General features: G+C 71.5%; 15 protein-coding genes and 1 pseudogene. 6 read left to right on the forward strand and 10 right to left on the reverse strand.

What is annotated here, in order from left to right; all coding sequences use genetic code 11:
* Window positions 1–55 precede the first annotated feature (55 nt).
* The 4 genes from AB0F88_RS28910 to AB0F88_RS28925 form a co-directional block, all read right to left on the reverse strand.
* The gene (locus AB0F88_RS28910) at window positions 56–1429 is read right to left on the reverse strand and encodes a gluconate:H+ symporter (protein ID WP_362690771.1); all 1374 of its coding nucleotides are present in this window, start codon (window positions 1427–1429) and stop codon (window positions 56–58) included.
* Entirely contained in the window at window positions 1426–2052 is a 627-nt protein-coding gene (locus tag AB0F88_RS28915) for a gluconokinase (protein ID WP_362690774.1), read from the reverse strand. Before AB0F88_RS28915 ends, AB0F88_RS28910 begins: the two co-directional genes overlap by 4 nt.
* Window positions 2053–2530: 478 nt before the next feature.
* Window positions 2531–3346, reverse strand: coding sequence for an SAM-dependent methyltransferase (locus AB0F88_RS28920; RefSeq protein WP_362690777.1), 816 nt, complete (start codon window positions 3344–3346; stop codon window positions 2531–2533).
* Between the two features lie 600 nt (window positions 3347–3946).
* Entirely contained in the window at window positions 3947–5242 is a 1296-nt protein-coding gene (locus AB0F88_RS28925) for an MFS transporter (RefSeq protein WP_362690780.1), read from the reverse strand.
* A 201-nt stretch (window positions 5243–5443) separates the two neighbouring features.
* On the opposite strand from AB0F88_RS28925, the gene AB0F88_RS28930 reads away from it, so the two are divergent.
* Entirely contained in the window at window positions 5444–6094 is a 651-nt protein-coding gene (locus tag AB0F88_RS28930; protein WP_362690783.1) for a DUF998 domain-containing protein, read from the forward strand.
* A gap of 21 nt (window positions 6095–6115) precedes the next feature.
* Here AB0F88_RS28930 and AB0F88_RS28935 read toward each other — a convergent pair whose 3' ends face one another.
* A complete protein-coding gene (locus AB0F88_RS28935; RefSeq protein ID WP_362690786.1) occupies window positions 6116–6805 on the reverse strand; it encodes a DUF998 domain-containing protein in 690 nt (229 codons plus the stop codon).
* Between the two features lie 282 nt (window positions 6806–7087).
* Here AB0F88_RS28935 and AB0F88_RS28940 point away from each other — a divergent pair, with 282 nt between their 5' ends.
* Window positions 7088–7429 carry a YciI family protein gene (locus tag AB0F88_RS28940; protein ID WP_362690789.1) on the forward strand — a complete coding sequence of 114 codons (342 nt, stop codon included), beginning with the start codon at window positions 7088–7090 and terminating at the stop codon, window positions 7427–7429.
* A 48-nt stretch (window positions 7430–7477) separates the two neighbouring features.
* Complete coding sequence (locus AB0F88_RS28945) at window positions 7478–9652, forward strand: sigma-70 family RNA polymerase sigma factor (RefSeq protein ID WP_362691202.1); 2175 nt, start codon at window positions 7478–7480, stop codon at window positions 9650–9652.
* A 40-nt stretch (window positions 9653–9692) separates the two neighbouring features.
* On the opposite strand, the gene AB0F88_RS28950 is transcribed toward AB0F88_RS28945, so the two are convergent.
* Window positions 9693–10769, reverse strand: a complete 1077-nt coding sequence (locus AB0F88_RS28950; protein WP_362690792.1) for a methyltransferase domain-containing protein — start codon at window positions 10767–10769, stop codon at window positions 9693–9695.
* Window positions 10770–11338: 569 nt separating this feature from the next.
* Here AB0F88_RS28950 and AB0F88_RS28955 point away from each other — a divergent pair.
* Window positions 11339–11998 carry an HAD family hydrolase gene (locus AB0F88_RS28955; RefSeq protein WP_362690795.1) on the forward strand — a complete coding sequence of 220 codons (660 nt, stop codon included), beginning with the start codon at window positions 11339–11341 and terminating at the stop codon, window positions 11996–11998.
* A gap of 238 nt (window positions 11999–12236) precedes the next feature.
* Here the strand turns inward: AB0F88_RS28955 and AB0F88_RS28960 are convergent, their stop codons facing one another.
* A complete protein-coding gene (locus AB0F88_RS28960) occupies window positions 12237–13205 on the reverse strand; it encodes an aldo/keto reductase (protein WP_362690798.1) in 969 nt (322 codons plus the stop codon).
* 449 nt (window positions 13206–13654) lie between these two features.
* Here AB0F88_RS28960 and AB0F88_RS28965 point away from each other — a divergent pair, with 449 nt between their 5' ends.
* On the forward strand, window positions 13655–14968 hold the full coding sequence (locus AB0F88_RS28965; protein ID WP_362690801.1) for a hypothetical protein: 1314 nt from the start codon (window positions 13655–13657) through the stop codon (window positions 14966–14968).
* Between the two features lie 154 nt (window positions 14969–15122).
* On the opposite strand, the gene AB0F88_RS28970 is transcribed toward AB0F88_RS28965, so the two are convergent.
* The 3 genes and pseudogenes from AB0F88_RS28970 to AB0F88_RS28980 form a co-directional block, all read right to left on the reverse strand.
* Entirely contained in the window at window positions 15123–16361 is a 1239-nt protein-coding gene (locus AB0F88_RS28970; RefSeq protein ID WP_362690804.1) for an alginate lyase family protein, read from the reverse strand.
* Window positions 16362–16596: 235 nt separating this feature from the next.
* Window positions 16597–16784 (reverse strand): annotated as a pseudogene (locus AB0F88_RS28975) (hypothetical protein); the annotation flags it as partial.
* A gap of 184 nt (window positions 16785–16968) precedes the next feature.
* Window positions 16969–18123, reverse strand: a complete 1155-nt coding sequence (locus tag AB0F88_RS28980) for an epoxide hydrolase family protein (protein WP_362690807.1) — start codon at window positions 18121–18123, stop codon at window positions 16969–16971.
* Between the two features lie 63 nt (window positions 18124–18186).
* Between AB0F88_RS28980 and AB0F88_RS28985 the strand changes: the two genes are divergently transcribed.
* Window positions 18187–19137 carry a YafY family protein gene (locus AB0F88_RS28985; protein WP_362690810.1) on the forward strand — a complete coding sequence of 317 codons (951 nt, stop codon included), beginning with the start codon at window positions 18187–18189 and terminating at the stop codon, window positions 19135–19137.
* The last annotated feature ends 81 nt before the right edge of the window (window positions 19138–19218 follow it).

Consider the following 19218-nt stretch of genomic DNA (forward strand, 5'->3'; position numbering starts at 1 on the left):
GATCACGAGGTTCGCGAGAACCGGCCGCGGGATCACAGGAGCGAGGGCCGCGGGATCACAGGAACAGGCTCAGGATCAGGACGAACACCAGGCCGGTCACCGAGATGATCGTCTCCATCACCGACCAGGTCTTGATGTTCTGGCCCACGGTGAGCCCGAAGTACTCCTTGACCAGCCAGAAGCCCGCGTCGTTGACGTGGGAGAAGAACAGCGAGCCCGCGCCGATGGCGAGCACGAGCAGCGAGGTCTCCCCGACGCCGAGGTTGGCGACCAGCGGGGCCAGGATCCCCGAGGCCGTGACGGTCGCGACGGTCGCCGAGCCGGTGGCCAGCCGGATGAGCACGGCGACCAGCCAGGCGAGCAGCAGCACCGACAGGCCGCTGTTCTCCACCCACGTGGCGATGAGGTCGCCGATCCCGGTGTCGATCAGAGTCTGCTTGAAACCGCCGCCGGCGGCCACGATCAGCAGGATGCCCGCGATCGGCGGCAGCGACTGCTCCAGGGACTTCGCGATCCCCTTCCTGTCCATGCCGGCGCCGAGGCCCAGGGTGAACATCGCCACGATGACCGCGATGAGCAGCGCCACCAGCGGCGTACCGAGGAAGTCGAGCACGGTGCGCAGGACGTTGCCCTCGGCGAGAAGGATGTCGGCGAGGGCCTTGCCCATCATCAGCACGACCGGCAGCAGCACGGTGACGAGGGTGACGCCGAACGACGGCCGCCGGGTGTCCTCCGCCGGGGGCCGGGTCTCGTAGAGCTCCGGTGCCGGCACGTCCACCCAGCGGGCCGCGTACTTGGAGAACAGCGGTCCGGCGATGGCGACCGTCGGGATGGCGACGAGCACGCCCAGGCCCAGCGTGATGCCGAGATCGGCCTTGAGCGCGTCGATGGCGACCAGCGGACCCGGGTGGGGAGGGACGAGCCCGTGCATCACGGAAAGCCCCGCGAGCGCGGGGATGCCCACCCGGATCAGGGAGACGCCGGAGCGGCGCGAGACCAGGAAGATGACCGGCATCAGCAGGACGAGGCCGATCTCGAAGAACATCGGCAGGCCGATCAGCGCGCCCACCGCGGCCATCGCCCAGGGCAGGGAGCGGGGGCTGGACCGGCCGACGATCGTGTCCACGATCTCGTCGGCCCCGCCGGAGTCGGCGAGCAGCTTGCCGAACATCGCGCCGAGCGCGATGAGCGTGCCGACACCGGCCGCGGTGCTGCCGAACCCGTCGGTGAAGGCGGCGATGGTGTCGGTCATCGCCAGGCCCGCGACGGCCCCGACCGCCAGCGAGCCGAGGGTCAGGCTCAGGAAGGGGTGCAGCTTGAAGTACGTGATCAGTACGACGATCAGCGCGATGCCGACGAGCGCGGCCGGGACGAGCCTGCCGGGGGAGGTGGCTGCGGGCTCGGCGAGCGCGGTCAGGAGGGGGCTCACCTCGTGCTCCCGGCCTCGCCGGCGTCCTTGCCCGTGTCACGGTTCTCGGGCGCGGCCGGAGCGGCGGAGCCGGCGAGGGACGGGTTCGGCCGTGCCTGGGCCGTCGTGGCGAGGTAGGCGTCCACGAGCTCGTCGACGGGCATGGCGAAGTCGAGGACGATCCCCCGCTCGTCGGGCTCCAGGGGCTCCAGGGTCTTGAACTGCGACTCGACCAGCGAGGCGGGCATGAAGTGCCCCGGGCGGCCGGCCACTCTCCGGCGTACGGCGTCCATGTCGCCGTGGAGATGGACGAAGGTCACCGTCGGCGCGGCCTCGCGCAGGATGTCACGGTAGCCCCGTTTGAGCGCCGAGCAGCCGACCACGCCGCCGGTGGCGGCGTGGCCGGCGAGCCAGGCGCCGACCGCGCGCAGCCAGGGCAGCCGGTCCTCGTCGTCGAGGGGGATCCCGTCCGACATCTTGGCGATGTTGGCCTCGCTGTGGAAGTCGTCGGCGTCGGCGAACGGCACTCGTAACCGCTGGCTGAGGGCGGCCCCCACGGTGGTCTTGCCGGAACCGGTCACTCCCATGACGACGAGCAGCGCGGCGCCGGAGGACGGTGCGACGGGATCCTGAGCGGGGTTCATGGAGACGGCCTCCCATGTCGATCTTCGCGACGGCCTGACTGGATCGGCGATCTGCGACCCAGGATTAACAGTGATAAATCATGTTTTGTGCTGTTATATCCATGTTTTGGGTGTTCAGTCGCCGGGGAACGACGACGGACGACTATGAGACTGCACCGGAGCGCCCTGAATAAACCCCGAACAAACTCGGCACGCCGGTCGCGTCGGGTGACCTCGTCGCCGGTCGGGTGCCGGGATCGGGGAGGACCGATCACCTGGCCGGGGGCGTGCGAGGGCGTCCGGGACGGCGATCCGCGCCCCGCGACCGCCGGACCGGTCGGCGACCGTGGCCGCGCGTGAGGGATCGTGGCCGTACGCGATGGGTGGAAACGCTCCCGGTCCCCGGTCCCCGGGATTATCCGCCGGGCCCGGGACCATCCGCCGGGCCCGGCGGAGCCTTCGGCGGGGGAGCGGAGGGCGGCCCTCGGGAGAGGCGACGTCAGGGTTTGCGGGCGACGCCGCAGAACTGGGACACCTCCGCGGGCTCGCCCCACGGGGAGTGTTCCGGGCGCCACCTCGAGCAGGAGACCACGCCGGGCTCCAGGAGTTCCAGGCCGTCGAAGAACGAGGCGAGGTGGACACGGTCGCGGGCCACGATCGGGGTGCCGCCCCGCTCCATGAACTGCCGCATCGCCTCGTGCATGGCGTCGCCGTGCACCTCGGCGGTGGCGTGCGCGATCACCAGGTAGCTGCCCGGCGCGACGGCGTCGACCAGCTCCCGCACGACCTTCCTGGCCTCGTCGTCGTCGGTGATGTGGTGCAGGATCCCCAGCAGCATCAGCGCGACGGGCCTGGTGAAGTCGAGGGTCTCCGCCGCCACCCGCAGGATGTGGTGGGGGTCGCGCAGGTCGGCGTCGATGTAGGTGGTGGCGCCCTCGGGGCTGCTGACGAGCAGGGCGCGGGCGTGGGTCAAAACCAGCGGGTCGTTGTCGACGTAGACGACCCGGGACTCCGGGGCGATCCGCTGCGTCACCTCGTGCGTGTTGTCGGCGGTGGGCAGGCCCGTGCCGATGTCGAGGAACTGGCGGATCCCGGCGTCGGCGACGAGGTGCTTGATGCAGCGGCCGAGGAACGCCCGGTCGGCGCGGGCCGAGTCGACGATGCCGGGGATGAGCCCCTCGACCATGTCCCCGGCCTCGCGGTCGGCGGGGTAGTTGTCCTTCCCACCCAGCCAGTAGTTCCAGATGCGCGCCGAATGCGGCCGGTCGGTGTCGAGTTCCACCGGCTGCCAGTCAGATTCGCGAGAGGTACTCATGGGGGTGGGATCCGTTCATGAGGTTATTCGCATCGAATGGGATGGGAGGTAGTTGATCACAAACGTGATGTTCGGAGCAAATCAACTGCGCATCCACGGTCATCGCGAAACCCCTGTGCGGCTGCCATTTCACATGGTGAGGAGCGGCGGGTCCCGATACTCTCCGGGGCGCGGGAAAGGCGGCGATCCAGGAGGGGGTCCTGTCGCCGTGGCACGGACACGCTCGCCTCTCATCTCCGCGTTCCGCTCTCCGCGCCCGCCTCTTCCCGGCGTCCGCCCTCCTTCGGGGAACGCTCTGCGCGAGCCCGCTTCGCGACCCGTTCTTCTCGCGGTGAAGGCGGCGGGATATTGGAACGGAACATACGACGTCGCAGGCATCCGGAAATTATTCTCGCAGGGCGAGATTTCGCTGGAACGAATGCGCGCTTTACGGGCCGGGAGCCCTTATCGCCGAGCGCGTGCCGTGCCGGCGGCCATGACGGTGAGGTCACCGGTGACGGTCATGGCCGCCGTCCCGTTCACCGGCCGAGCCGCGAGCCCGTCCCGCCGTCCCGTTCCCGCGGGACGCCGATTCTCCGGGCGAGAACACGGGGCTCGTCGTCAGTCCTCGCGCGGGGACGTCGCCGGCGTCGCGCTCACCGCAGGCGCGGGCCCGGCGGTCCGGGCGACCCTCCGCAGCGGGATCGCCGCGGCGAGGGCGCCGAGGACGCAGAGTACGAGAACCGGCGCCCCGGCCAGGGGCCCGGCCTCGGTGGGGAAGGCCTCGCCGAGGAAGGGGATGGCACGGATCAGGTGGAGGACGAGCACCTGCACGAACGTTCCGGCGATCGCCGCCAAACCGGTGAACAGGATCAGCGTGGCGCCCGTACGGCCCAGCAGCCGGCCGGGTGTGATCACCTGCCGGTGGCTGAGCAGTGCCAGCGCGGTGACCGTCCACCCGGCCCAGGGAACGAACTCGCCGAGCAGATACCAGAGCGGACCTCCCGCCGTGCCGGTCAGGGCGAGCAGGAGCACGAACGGCTGGGTCACCGCAACCGCCAGCCAGGCCAGCCGGAGAGCACCGACGCGCCGGTGCAGCAGCACCGCCACCAGGGCTCCGGCCGCCGGCGCGGCTTTGATCACAAGGGACAGGACCGCGACGAGGTTCTCGTGGACGTCCTCCCCGCGCGGCGGACGCCGGCCCATCTCGTCGACCAGCGGTTCCAGCAGCGCCGACCCCACCAGGTACACGGTCATCGCCCGGAGCACCGGCTGGGTCAGGGTGAAGCGCACCCCCGCGGTGGCCTCGCGCCACCAGCCCGACCGGGGCCCCGGTGACTCCTCAGGCACGTCGAGGCGGCGAAACAGCGGCACCGAGGCGGCGGACGCCACGGCCATGACCGCCAAGACGGCCGGCACGACGGCGCCGGCATGGTCGCCGAGCATCGGCGGAACGGCGAGGGAGCCGATCGACGCCACGCAGAACAGCGCGGCGTTGACCGGGACCAGCCGGTCACGGCCGACGACGGACGGGACGTAGGCGTTCCTGGCGATCTCTCCCGCGGTCCACACGATCGCCAGTACCACGATGGCCGCCGCGAAGTGCGGGATCCCGGCCACCCCCAGCCAGGAGACGACCGCGAGGGAGGCGAGCGATCCCGCGCTCAGCAGGCCCGCCACCACCAGGACCGACCTGCGCCGTACCCGGTCGACCAGCACGCCGAGGGGGAGGGCCAGCAGTAGCGGCATCAGGAGCGCGGCCACCTGCAGCAGGCCGATCTCGCCGTAACCGATGTCCAGCAGGCTCATGACGGAGAAGGCGATCATGCCGGCCTGGACGCACATGCCGAGCTGCTGGCTCAGGCCACCGGGCAGGAACGACGGCGAACGGCGCCGCGGCGGGCCGGGGGAGATCATCCGTGCATCCTTCACAACCTTCAGGAAAGTGGCAAACCGGATCGCGGGAGTCGCCGCCGCCCTCCTCGGACCCGGCTGGGCGCGTACGGCGGATGTCCGCTTCCCGCGATGTGGCGGCGGGTGGATGTCCGGAACGGGGTCGGTGGCTCCGACGTCTCCGCCGAGTGGCACCGCAGGGGTGCCCGGAGAGGAGACAGAGCCGTGAAACACAAGCTGCTGATGTGCGGCGTCGTCGCGGGCCCGCTGTTCGTCGCGGTGGTGCTGATCCAGGCGTTCACCCGCGAGGGGTACGACCTGAGCCGCCACCCGATCAGCCTGCTGAGTCTCGGGGATCTCGGGTGGATCCAGATCGCCAACTTCACCGTGACCGGCGTGCTGTACACGGCCTGCGCCGTCGGCATGTGGCGGGCGCTGCGTCCCGGCCGCGGCGGCACCTGGGGCCCGTTGCTGGTCGGTCTTCTCGGCGCCGGGCTGATCGTGGGCGGGATCTTCGTCACCGACGCGGGCGCCGGGTACCCGCCGGGCGCGCCGGCCGGGGCACCCGAGATCAGCTGGCACGGTGCCCTGCACGGCCTCGGGCCCATGCTGGCGGTCGGCGGGATGACGGTGGGATGCCTGGTGTTCGCGCGCCGGTTCGCCGCGCTCGGGCGGTGGGGCTGGGTCGCGGCATGCGTCGCGACCGCCGTGGCGGCCCTGGTGCTCACCGCGTGGCCCGATCCGGAGGGCCTCAGCGTGCGGCTGCTGCTCGCGTCGGCGGTGCTGTTCGCGTTCGTGGCGGCCCTGGCGGTCCGCGTGATGCGCGGTCTTCCGGACGCGGCTCCCTCGCGTCGCGAGGGAGCCGCGGCTCGCTGAGGCGGTCTGGTGAAGTGCGGCCTAGCGGAGCACGGCCCGCATGTCCGCCGCCACCACGGCGATCCACACCATCGCGGTGATCGCGCCGACGGCCAGGGTCAGGGAACCGGCCCGCCCGCCCGACATCGCCCAGCCGTCGCCGAGGGCGAAGACCAGGCCGCTGAACCGCGAGGCCGCGGCGAAACCGGGACGACCGGCGCGGGAGAAGTGGCGGCCCAGGACGAAGCAGGCGGCGATGAGGGCGGTGAACGCGATGGACCCGGCGACCAGGTGCATGAACGCGTGCCAGCTCAACGTGCCCGTCTGGCCCAGGGGGGTGCCCGCGGGGAACCCGTCGCCCGGGTCCATCACGAAGACACCGGCGGCGGCCGTCATGAGGCCGTTGACCAGGATCAGCCGGGGCGCCCACGTACCGCCGGGCGTGCCGCGCATGACGCGGCGCAGGCCGGCCGCCCCGGCGACCGTCAGGGCGCCGCTGAGCAGGAAGTTGGCGATCTGGATCCAGCCGAGGCCCCCGGTGGCGAGCATGCTCAGGGGGTGGCGCGTCAGGTCGAAACCCTCGCGGGTGAAGGCCTGCGCCAGCGACACGACCGCGAAGAGGGGCGCGGCGGCGACGGAGCAGGCGAGCAGGACGCGCGTCGCGGGGGCGGCGGGGGTGGCGGCGGGGCCGTCGACGGGGACGGTGGCGTTGCCGGGCTGGATGGCGGTCATGTCGTTTCCTCTCGGTGCGACGGTGGCCGTCGCCGTTCTCGGTCCGCCGGTTCGCCCGGCCTCGCTGACGCGTCGAACGGGCGAGGCGGGAATCGACGCCTCCTTCCATCACGCCCCTGAGCTGCGACTGTGTGGATCGAGTGCGCATTCCCTGCCACATCGCATTCCCTGTCACATCGCGCCGCCGCCCAGGTCGGGCGGTGCGTGTCGATTTCCGGCAGGCCCGTTCGACGCGTAGCCGACGACCGGCGAGGATCGGTCACCCGGACACCCGAAGGAGATATGACGATGCGGTTCCTGATGACGACCAAGGGCGGCGACGACATGGCACCCCCGAGCGAGGCGATGTACGCCGAGATGGCCGCCTTCGTCGAGGAGATGACCAAGGCGGGGGTGCTGCTGGCGACCGGCGGCCTGGACCCGGCCGGCACCCACATCTCGTCCTCCGGCGGCGAGATCACCGTCACCGACGGGCCGTTCACCGAGGCGAAGGAGGCGATCGTCAGCTTCGCGCTCATCGAGGCGCGCTCGAAGGAGGAGGCCGTCGAGCTGGCCCGGCGCTTCTGGAGGATCGTCGGCGACGGAGAGGGGGACATCCAGCAGGTCTTCGGCCCGGAGAGCTGACCGTACGCTTGCGTACCCGGTCCGGAGGGTGTTCTGATCGAGCACGTGATGTCGGGGGACGCCCACCGCGCGGTCGACGCGGTCTGGAAGATGGAGTCGGCGAGGATCGTCGCCGGGCTCGTCCGGACGGTGGGCGATGTGGGGCTGGCCGAGGAGCTCGCGCAGGACGCGCTCCTGGCCGCCCTCGAACAGTGGCCGGGGGCAGGCGTCCCGGACAACCCGGGCGCCTGGCTCATGGCCGTCGCCAAGCGCCGCGCCATCGACCACCTGCGCCGCGAGGAGCGGCTCGGCCTCAGGCACGAGCAGCTCGCCCACGACCTCGCCGTCCGGCAGGACACCGCCGGGACCGCGGGAGCCGCCGAGGCCGGCATCGACGCGGCCCTCGACGACGAGGTGGGCGACGACGTCCTGCGCCTGATGTTCGTCTCGTGCCACCCGGCGCTGCCCGCCGAGTCCCGGGTGGCCCTGACGCTGCGGCTGCTCGGCGGCCTGCGCACCGAGGAGATCGCGCGCGCGTTCCTCGTCCCCGAGCCGACCGTCGCGCAGCGCGTCGTCCGGGCCAAGCGCACCATCGCCACCCTCCGGCTCCCCTTCGAGGTCCCGGAGGGCCCGGACCGGGCGGCGCGCCTGTCGTCGGTCCTCGGGGTCGTCTACCTGGTGTTCAACGAGGGGTACGCGGCGAGTGCCGGCGACGACTGGATGCGCCAGGACCTCTGCCAGGAGGCGCTGCGCCTGGGCCGCCTGCTGGCCGGACTCGCGCCCGGCGAGGCCGAGGTGCACGGCCTGGTCGCGCTGATGGAGCTCCAGGCGTCCCGGGCGGCCGCCAGGACGGGGCCGTCGGGGGAGCCCGTCGCGCTGCACGAGCAGAACCGCGGTCGCTGGGACCAGCTGCTCATCCGCCGGGGGTTCGCGGCCCTGCTGCGCGCCAGGCAGTGCGCCGCGCCGTTCGGCCCGTACGTGCTGCAGGCCGCCATCGCCGCGTGCCACGCGCGGGCCCGTACGGCGGAGGAGACCGACTGGACGCAGATCAACGCCCTCTACGAGGCGCTCGCCCGGGTGCTGCCCACTCCCGTCGTGCAGCTCAACCGCGCGGTGGCGCTGGCCATGGCCGGCGGCCCGGAAGTGGGTCTGGCGCTCGTCGACACGCTGGTCGGCGAGCCGGTGTTCAAGGGCTACCACCGCCTGCCCAGCGTGCGCGGTGATCTGCTGGCCAGGCTCGGCCGCCACGAGGAGGCCCGGCGGGAGTTCGAACGGGCCGCCGCCCTCACCCTCAACGGGCCGGAACGCGCCGTCCTCGCGGGACGCGCCGCGGCCTGCGCCGACATGGCCGCGCGGAAAGAGGCCGTACCGGGGGCGGCCGGATCGGTAACGACCGGGCCGGGGACGGCCGGATCCGGTACGGCCGCGCCGGGGGCGGCCACTCCGGAAGGGGCCGTCCCGGGAAGGGCCACGCCGAGGACGGTCCTCACCCTGGCCGAGGCCGCGACCGCCTTCCTCGCCCGTGACGACCTGGACGCCTCGACCGTCCGCTCCTACCGCCAGACCATGAACCGGCTGCGCCGCGACCTCGGCGACGACATCCCTCTGCCGGACGTGAGCGCCGCACGGGTCGCGGAGATCTTCGGCGCCGCGTGGGGAGACGCGGCCCCCGCCACGTGGAACCGCCACCGCGGGGCCGTCCGCTCCTTCTGCGCCTGGGCCGCCGGCCAGAGTCCGCCGGCCGGCGACCGGGGTCCGGCGGACGGCGGTCCGGGCGGTGGAGTGCCCCGCGACCTGGCCGCGGGGCTCGGGCGCAGGCCCGAGCCCCGGGGGCGCACCCGCCCCATGGACTGGCCGCGGGTCGAGGCGCTCTGGGAGCGCCCGGACATCGCCCCGCGCGAGCGCGCCCTGTGGCTGCTGCTCCACGAGAGCGCGGCCGGAGCGGGCCCGGTGCTCTCGCTCAACGTCGAGGATCTCGACCTGGCCGGGAGGCGCGGGAAGGTGGCCACCGGATCCGGCTGGGTCCACTGGCGCTCCGGTACCGCCGAACTCCTTCCGCGGCTCGTCGCGGGCCGTCGCCGGGGCCCTCTTTTCCTGTCCGATCGCAGGCCCGGTCCCGGCCGGCCCCCGGCACCGGCCGACCTGTGCCCGGAGACCGGCCGCCGCAGGCTCTCCTACGAACGGGCCGAGTACCTGTTCAAGCGGGCCACCGGCCACACCCTCGACCAGCTCAGGACCCGGTAGGACTCCGTCCGGCGCTTTTCGCCGGACGGAGTCCACGGCGTTACGACCCCCTCCCCCCGCCGGGCGCCGCGAACTGGACGAGGAAGGGCTGCGCGCCGGAGATCCGGACACGCTGGACGCGCAACGGGACGAACCGTCGCCGGATCCCGGCCGCGATGTCACCGGCGTCGGGAAGCAGGACCACGGCCATGCCGCCGGGCGCCAGGACCCGGCGCAGCTCCGCCCACCAGTGCGAGGAGGAACCGGAGAGCCGGCCCCGCGCGGCGACCTGACCGTTCCAGGGGGGGTTGCACAGGACGCGGTCGATGCCGCCGCCCGGCAGCGGCAGGTGACCGGCATCGGCCTGGTCGATGGAGATCGGCAGCCCCGCCGCGTTCTCCTTCGCCGCCCGCAACGACTCCGAAGCCAGGTCGAAGCCGCGGAAGCGGGCCCGCGGCTGGTGGAGCCCGGCCTCGATCAGCAGGGTTCCGGCGCCGCAGCAGGGGTCGAGGACCGTGTGTCCGGGATGGATGTCGGCCATCCGCGCCATCGCGGCGGCCAGCGGAGGATGCAGCGTCCCCGGGATGGAGCGCTGCTTGTAGGCCCGTCGGTGCAGCGGCCGGTCGGTGATCCTCAGCATGAGGGTGGCCCGCGTGCCGTCGAGGGTGAGCCGCCACCCGCTGTGCGCGGGCGGGGGAGCGAGGCCCGCCCGCCGCGAGTGGTAGCCGATCCCCAGCCGCCGCGCCAGGACCTGACCGACGGCGTCCTCGGCGTCGTACCGGTTGAAGGTGCGCCGGCCCAGGAACGACGCCGACACCTCGACCCCGGTGACCGCGCGGGAACCTCCCCACTCCTCCCGCAGCCGCATCAGCGTGCCGATGTCGGCGGCGCCGGCGAGCTGGGCGAGCACGGTGAGCTCACGCTTGGCCGTGCCGATGTCGGGCCGCTGCGCGGCGAGCAGGAACACGTCGTCCGCCGTGCTCAGCCCGAGCACTCCCGGTCCCGGCCGGGACGCGAGGAAGCGGACCTCGCGATGTCCCAGATGGGTGACCGTTCCGAGTCCGAGCTGGAGGATCTCGGCCGCGACCGTTGACTCCAGCCCGTGAACGCACCGCGCCACCAGGCGCGCCGCCGTCACGAGACGGCGAGGGCGCTGGGACGCGGTGCGGTGAGAAAACTCGCGCGAATGCGCATAGTGATCGTTCTTCTCCCACGTCAGCCCGGGACGGCGCCACGCCGCCCCGCGTCGTCGACGACGGGGATGTGCCTCGCTTCGCCGACGGGGGCTTAACGCAGGTTGAAGAAGAACGAGTACGTCATAACCGGGAATCCTAGCATCGGGGTGGCGTACGCGACCGGAGGCGGAGGCGGGTCCGCCCCGCCGAGCCCCGTCCCGATCCCCGAGCACGCTTCGAGTCCCCGAGCACTCTTCAGGACCGTCCCGTGCGGTACGGAAAGACCCGCCGAGGGCCGGACACCGGTGCCGGATGGAGAATCCGCTATCTCGTTGTTTTATGGCCTTTCCGGTTTCAGTGATTAAGAGGGTGAGCCGCCGGGGTGGATGGTCGCGGCGGTGAGGGTGATGCCGTCCGGGCCGCGGAAGACGCCCGCGCCACTTTCTTCGCAAAGCGCGGCAGGCAGGTTCTTTCCCCAATCCCGGGAACACCGCTCCGAATGGCGCCGTACGGGTGAGGGCACATCCCCCACATGGCAGACACCGCCATCCTCGACATCGACGGCACCCTGGTCGACACCAACTACCAGCACGCGCTCGCCTGGTTCCGGGCGTTCGGGCGCTACGACGTGTGGCTGCCGGTATGGCGGATTCACCGCCACATCGGCATGGGCGGGGATCAGCTGGTGGCCGCCCTCGCCGGTGACGACGTCGAGCGGCGGCACGGCGACGCGCTGCGCGACGCGTGGGTGGAGGAGTTCGACGTGTTCCTCGACGACATCCGGCCTGTGGAGGGGGCCACGGAACTCCTGGACGAGCTCGGCGGGCGCGGGTTCACCGTCGTACTGGCCTCGTCGGGCAAACCGCAGCACGTCGAGCACTTCCTCGACCTCATCGACGGCTGGTCACGCTGCCGGGCGTGGACCACGTCGGAGGACGTCGGGGCGACCAAGCCCGCGCCCGACCTGCTCCAGGTGGCACTCGCCAAGGTCGAGGGCGCGTCGGGCGTCGCGGTGGGAGACTCCACCTGGGACTTCCTCGCCGCCCGCAGGGCGGGTATCCCCGGTATCGGGGTCCGCACCGGAGGCTTCTCACCCGAGGAGCTTCACGAGGCCGGGGCCGACCACGTCTTCGACTCCCTTCCCGAGCTGATCGGCAATCTCGGCCGCACCCCGCTGCGCGCACCTCCCTGAGAAGGGGGATTCCGGGCAGTGGTCCCGGGCTCGGCGCGATTCCGGCCTGGTGAGGTCCCGGCCTGGTGCGATCCGGGCCTGGTGAGGTCCCGGGCTGTGTGGTCCCGGGCTGTGTGGTCCCGGGCTGTGCGGTCCCGGGCTGTGCGGTCCCGGGCTGTGCGGTCCCGGGCTGTGCGGTCCCGGGCACGGCGCGGCCGGTTCCAGGACGGTGTTCGGTGCGGCCCCCGGCCTGGCGCGGTCAGCTCCAGGGCAGCGTGCCGCGCTTCGCCCAGTAGGCTTCGGGGTCTTCCGCCAGCCCGGCGAGCCGCTCGTCGAGCTCCGCGTCCCAACCGGTCCCGGCCGCGGCGAGGTTGTCGCGCAGCTGCCCGGCCGAGACCGCCCCGCTCAGCACCACTCCCGCCCACGGCCTGGCCAGTACGGCCGCGAGGGCGAGCGCGTCCGGCGTGGTGTCCCGCTCGCGCGCGGCGGCCACGAGCGCGGCGGGGGCCGCGCGAACGGTCAACCGGCCGTTCGCCACCCCCTCCTTGACGATCACGCCCATCCCCGCCTCGTGCGCTCGCCCGAGCGCCTCACCTGCCGAGCGCTCCAGCAGGTTCCACGTCGACTGCACCGTGTCGAACAGTCCGGCCTCGATCGCCCGCCCGATGGTGTCCGCCTGGCGCGGCCCGCTCGTCGACAGCCCGATCGCGACCCCCTCGGCCCGCAACGCGCGCAGCCCGTCGAGCACGTCCTCGTCGTCGAGCACGCCGCTCTCGGCCGTCGCCGAGTGGATCTGGTAGAGCGACAGATGCTCGCCGAGCAGCGCGCGTGTCTGTTCCAGCTGGACGCGGAACCGGTCGGCGGTGAGCTCCTTCACCTCGTGCCGCTCGGCGTCCAGCCGCCAGTCACCGACGTAGGCGTATCCCCACTTCGAGCCGACCGTGACGGCCCCCGGGGCGATCCCGCGCTCGCGCAGCCACCCGGCGAGGAACTCCTCCGCCCGCCCGTACGAGCGCGCCGTGTCGAGGTAGCGGACACCCGCCGCCCACGCCGCGTCGAGCACGGCCCAGGTGCGCGACCGCATCGCGGCGACGTCCCGGTCGTCGCCGAGGTCCTCGGCACGGCCGAGCGTGATGTAGGCGGGACGGCCGAGGGCCGCCAGCCCCAGGCCGAGCGGTGTCACGGACAGGGCGGTCTGGCCCAGCGGGCGTCGGACCAGCGCGTTCATGGCGCCAAATATAGCGATCACGGCGTCCGGGAACGTCCGGGACCGTTCCCGGACGGTCGCGGACGGTCCCGGATGTTCCCGTACGTTCCCGGGCTTTCCTGGGCTTTCGACCGAGAGGATTCATGATCTTCGCCTCGCGTGTCGCGCCGCGCCGTGTCACCGATCGGCGCCGCCCTGCCGCACCACGCCGTGCCGCCGGTGGCTACCATCGCCGGGACCTCTCGGGGCTTTGTATATCGAAATGGTTTTATATTTTATTTTTTCTCCAATGGAGGTTTAACCGCTTCCCGAAAAGCCGCTCGCTCCTCGGGGCGGGGGAGTCTTGACTTGTTTTCCTCTCAAATCGCACAATTGCTGGACTTATCAGGATGTGGGGCTAAAAGGTAGAAAACAGCCGGCTCCACGGGGACGCGGGGAGATGCTCCGGCCGGAGCGGTTCTGGAGGGCTCATGGGGAAGTGGCGGGCCGTGGTCGTCGCGGTGCTGGCGCTGTTCGTTCTGGGGGCGGGGACGCCGTTTCACGTGGCGGCCGAGGACTCGTACGAGGTGTGGCTGGTCGACCAGTCCAACACCGACGGGCTCGCCCACGGCGGCACCGTCAGCGTGTACTCCGGACGGGACGTCACCAAACAGCTGTCGTCGGCGCGGCCCGTCCACGTCATGGACCTGGGCGGTGCGACCTCGTCCCTCTGCCTGGCGAGGACCGGCAGCGTGCCCGTACGCCCGCACATGATCGTTTTCAACAAGGCCGAGACCCACGCCGCGCTCGCCTTCGTCGCCAGCGGCCACGTGGTCGTCTTCGACGCCCGCACCCGGCAGCCGCTCACCTGCCTCCTCACCGAGGCCGGAGCGGGAGGCGTGCGGCAGGCTCACGCCCTCTGGCCCACCGAGGACGACAGGTACCTGATCATCGCCAACCAGAACGGCAAGAAACTGGAGCGCGTCAGCACCGACTACGCCTCGAACACCTTCGTCCAGCAGCCGGCCGCGACGATCGACCTGGCCGGTTGCGCCACCCCGAACGGCGCGCCCTGCCAGTCGCCCGCGCTCCGGCCGGACAACGCGCCGATCTGCCCGTTCATCGCCTCGGACAACGGCCCGGTCTTCGTCAGCCTGCGGGGCGGCGGGATGCTCGTGGTCGACTGGCACACGACGCCGATGTCGATCGTGGCGGAGTACGACACGACCAGGATCCCGGCGAACGGGTGCGGGTTCATCGAGGCGAACGGCACCGTCTTCGGCAACGGGGGCGGTGGCACGCACAGCAACCTCGACCAGTTCAGCGTCTTCAGGCTGCCGATGGGCGGCTACTCGCCCGCGAACCCGCCCAACACCCCGGCGGTCCAGCTGCTCTTCAACGACGACTCGCCCGAGCGCGACGCCCACGGCGTCCTCGCGTCCGCCGGGGAACGTTACGTGTGGGCCGGTGACCGTGACGCCAACGTCGCCGAGATCTTCGACGGGGCGAGCGGCGCCCACGTCGACACCGTCGACCTCGTCTCCCCGTTCAGCGCGGACCCGACGGTCGACCTCTTCGCGGTCTCTCCCGACCACAAGTGGGCCTTCGCCTCGACGCGGGGCCCGAACCCGCTCTCCGGCGACCCGCACTCCTCCCACGGGAGCGACCCGGGGATGCTGATCCTCAAGCTGACCGGCAACGGCAAGAAGGGCACGGTCGAGGGCCTGATCCGGATCTCCAACGTGGACGCCGGCGGTGTCCAGCGGGCCGACGCCCACGGCATCCGCGTGCGGCGTACGGACTGACCGGACCGCACGGGTTCCCCGGCCCGGTCCGCCGGACGGCTCGGGAGGACGCTCCCGGAGGGCCGGGGACCCGGGGACGTACGCCCGGCGCGAGCTCCCCCCACGCTGGAGGGGCCGGCCCGGTCCACCGGGCCGGCCCCTCGGGGAGTCGGTGTCAGCTGGGGTTGGCGGCGTGGGTCAGGGTCTCCCAGGCGACGAAGAGGACGTTCGTCCCGGCCGGGCGCTGCTGCTCGGTGAGACGCTGCGTGTTCGTCATCGCGATGCCCATCCGGGTGTTCAGGGCGTTGAAGCCGACCTCGGTGATCGGGCCCAGCCCGAGGTGGAGGCTGCCCCCGCACAGCGAGGACGGCACGGCGGCGCCGAGCTGGTACTTCGCCTGCATGCCCAGCGCGTGGCGCAGCCGCTCGCTGATCTCCGGGTAGAGGTCCTGCCCCTGGATCCGGGTGGTCTCGGCGAAGTGCGAGATGGCCGACAGCCCGTACCCGGTGTGGGTGAAGTCGCGGCAGGTCTCCTGGGTGAGGCCGTCCATGAAGGTGGACTGGCCCTGCCAGTAGTTGATGATCTCGGCGCGGGTGTCGATGCCGCTCCCCGGAGGCGCCTTGGGGAGCGCGCCGTCGGACGAGATGTAGATGAACGCCGGCACCCGCCCGCGGAACTTGGCCACGGCCTTGTCGTAGCTCGCCCGGTCCTCGAGGAAGACGGAGATGCCGAGCGCGGCCTCCATCATGCTCAGTTCCCAGTTGCCGTTGCTGTTGGAACCATTGATGATCTTCGGCAGGTAGACGGTGCGCAGCATGGTGGAGAAGCGGCTGACGGAGGCTGCGGACCAGCCGGTGTAGGTGTAGCGGATGATCTCGGCGGCCCTGGGCCACGAGGACCCGGCCCATCCGGTCTGCAGCGGGGCGTTGCTGTTGGTGTGGTCCCTGATCACCGCGGACCAGGCGTCCATGATCTGAATGGCCTTCTGGGCGTACCTGCTGTCCTGGGTGACGTACCAGGCCAGCGCCATGGTGTACGCGGCGAGCGCGTCCTGGCGCTCGTCGGTGCAGCCGTTGTTGGGGTTGGAGTAGGAGCCGCACTCCACGATCGCGCGCGGCTTGGGAGTCCGCGACAGCGACGCCAGCGAATGCCCCATCATCTGGTCGAAGGCGCCCTTCCACGGATGGGCGCCGGCGTTGACCTTCGCTCGGATGAAGTCGAGTTGCGGCCTGCTGACCAGGACTCCTGGGTGCGTGAAGGTCACCGGCGCGGCCTTCACCTGCGCGGCCTTCACCTGCGCGGCCGGGAGGTTCGGCAGCGGCGCGGCACCTGCGGCGGGGGCGGAGAGAGTGGTGACGGTGAGAGCCGTGGCACCCAGGATCGCGGCTGCCGTCGTTCGGATGCGTCTGAGCATGTGGAGCTCCTCGCTGGCCTGACAGGCCAAGGGGGTGGCGAGAGGTCTCGGCCGGGGGCCTTGATGACCGCCCATCCAACCGACCTCGACAGCGATCCGTCAATATCTTTAGGAAAGTTTCCTAACATTTAAAGCTCTTATCGGTGACCCTTATGGCGTTCCGCTCCGGACGCGCCCGAGCCCCGCGGGACGCCGGTGGCCGCCGGGCCGGTGTCGTGAGGTCCTGGTTCCCGGATCAGGTGCGGCGCCGGATCGCCGGGGTGGCGGTCGTGACGGTCCCGAGGCGGATGGAGGCGCGTTCGTCGTGGCGGGTGGCCACGGCCCGGAAGTTCTTCGGCCGGTTGATCGCCGGCCGGCCGGGCACCGCTAACGGCCACACCGCCGTCGCCCGGCATCCGCTCGCCGGCGAACTCGATCAGGCACCCAATCGTGATCTTGCTTGGATCGAGCCTTTTTTCACCCTGGCGTCGCGGCACATCGCCGGTTGTCTCGTCCGTGTGAACCTTGCGAGTTCCGCACTTACCTTGCGAGTTCCGGCCGTTCGCTGAGCCCGAGCACCGAACACCACCGCGGCGCCGACTTGACCGAGGTCGGCGCCGCGGTGGTTTCAGCGCAGCTTGCTGAAGAACTCCCGGACGTCACCGACGAGCAGGTCGGGGGCCTCCATGGCGGCGAAATGGCCACCGCGGCCGAATTCGGACCAGTGCACGACGGTGTGTTCGAGCTCGACAGTGCGCCGGATCGACACGTCCATGGGGAACACCGCGATCCCGGTCGGCACCGTGGAACGCTCACTCGCGCCCCAGGCTCCGGCATGCGCGGTCTCGTAGTAGCTGTTGGCCGAGGATCCGGCGGTGCCGGTCAGCCAATACAGCATCACGTTGGTGAGCAGCAGATCCCGGTCCACCGCGTCCTCGGGCAGTTCGGCGGCCGGATCGGTCCACTCCTTGAACTTCTCCACGATCCAGGCCAACTGCCCGACCGGGGAGTCGTGCAACCCGTGCGCCAGGGTCTGCGGCCGGGTGATCTGGATCATCGCGTAACCGGACTGCTCGGTCTTCAGGTACTGCAGGTGCTCCAGCCGTGCCCGCTCGGCCTCGGTCAGCTCCCCCACCTCGTCCGGGTTAACCTCGGTGAACGCCGAGAGCCCGTTCGCGTGTACGCCGACGACCTTGTCGGGGTTGAGCCGGCCGAGCCCCGGGGAGATGACCGCGCCGGTGTCGCCGCCCTGCGCGCCGTAGCGGTCGTAGCCGAGCCGGTTCATCAGCTCAGCGAACGCCCTGGTCACCCGGTTGGTGTCCCAGCCGGCCTCACCGGTCGGCCCGGAGAACCCGCTGCCGGGGATCGACGGGATCACCAGGTGGAACGCGTCCGCCGGGTTGCCGCCATGCGCCTTGGGGTCGGTCAGCGGGCCGATGACGTTCAGAAACTCCACGATCGAGCCGGGCCAGCCGTGGGTCAGGATCAGCGGCAGCGCGTCCGGCTCGGGCGAGCGCACGTGCAGGAAGTGGATGTTCTGCCCGTCGATCTCGGTGGTGAACTGCGGGTACTTGTTCAGCTCCCGCTCGTAGACGCGCCAGTCGTAGACATCGCGCCAGTACTCGGCCAGCCCCTTGAGGTAGCTCACCGGCACCCCGCGGCTCCAGCCGACATCGGGCAGGTCCGCGGCCCACCGGGTCCTGACGAGCCGGTCCCGCAGGTCGTCCAGGTCAGCCTGGGAAATGTCGACGGTGAAGGACCGGATCTCGTTGTTGTTCTCCATGCCGATGACTCTAGGAACCGGTTAGGTCAAGTCCGGTCCTAGGTCAATGGCAGACTTCAAACCATGTGGGAAACCTCGGCACGGCTGCTGCGACTGCTCTCGCTCCTGCAGACCCGACGCGACTGGTCCGGCGCCGAACTGGCCGAGCGACTGGAAATCACTCCACGCACCGTGCGCCGCGACATCGACCGGTTGCGCGGCCTCGGCTACCCCGTGCTGGCCACCGCAGGCACCGCCGGCTACCGGATGGGGGCGGGCGCGGACCTGCCACCGCTGCTGCTCGACGACGACGAGGCCGTCGCGGTCGCGATGGGCCTGCGCACGGCCGCCGGCGGTTCGATCACCGGCATCGAGGAGACCTCGGTGCGGGCCCTGGCCAAACTCGAACAGGTACTGCCGTCCCGGCTGCGCCACCGGATCAACGCCCTGCAGTCGGTGACGGTGCCAATGGCCAACACCGGCCCCACCGTCGACCCGAGCACCCTCACCGCCATCGCCGCCGCCTGCCGCGACTCGCTGCGCCTGCGCTTCGACTACCGCACCCACGACGGAACCGGCGCCATCCGCACGACCGAGCCGCACCGGCTGGTGCACACGGGCCGGCGCTGGTACCTCATCGGCTGGGACGTCGACCGCCAGGACTGGCGCACCTACCGCGTGGACCGCCTCGACCCGCGCACGCCCACCGGCCCCCGGTTCACCCCGCGAACCCCGCCAGACCCCGATATCAGCGGCTACACCTCGCGAGCGATCTCCACCTCGGCCTACCGCTACCAGGCCCGGTTCACCCTGCACGTCAGCGCCGAGACCGCGGCGGAGCGGATCGCCCCCACCACCGGAGCGCTGGAGCCGATCGACGAGCACAGCTGCACCCTGCGGGCCGGGTCCAACTCGCTGGACGAGCTGGCCATCTACGTGACAACCAAAGGGTTCGACTTCCAGGTGCACGAACCCCCGGAGCTCGTCGAGCACGTCAAGACGCTGGCAGCCCGGCTCGCCAGCGCGACGGATTAGTCCGCCCATCCCAGAACACCGTGATCCAGCCTCTCGTGATCTCCGGGCTCCTCACGAGGGCGGTCACTGCCGACAAGATCA

The sequence above is a fragment of the Streptosporangium sp. NPDC023963 genome (assembly GCF_040639135.1).
Taxonomy (GTDB): Bacteria; Actinomycetota; Actinomycetes; order Streptosporangiales; family Streptosporangiaceae; genus Streptosporangium.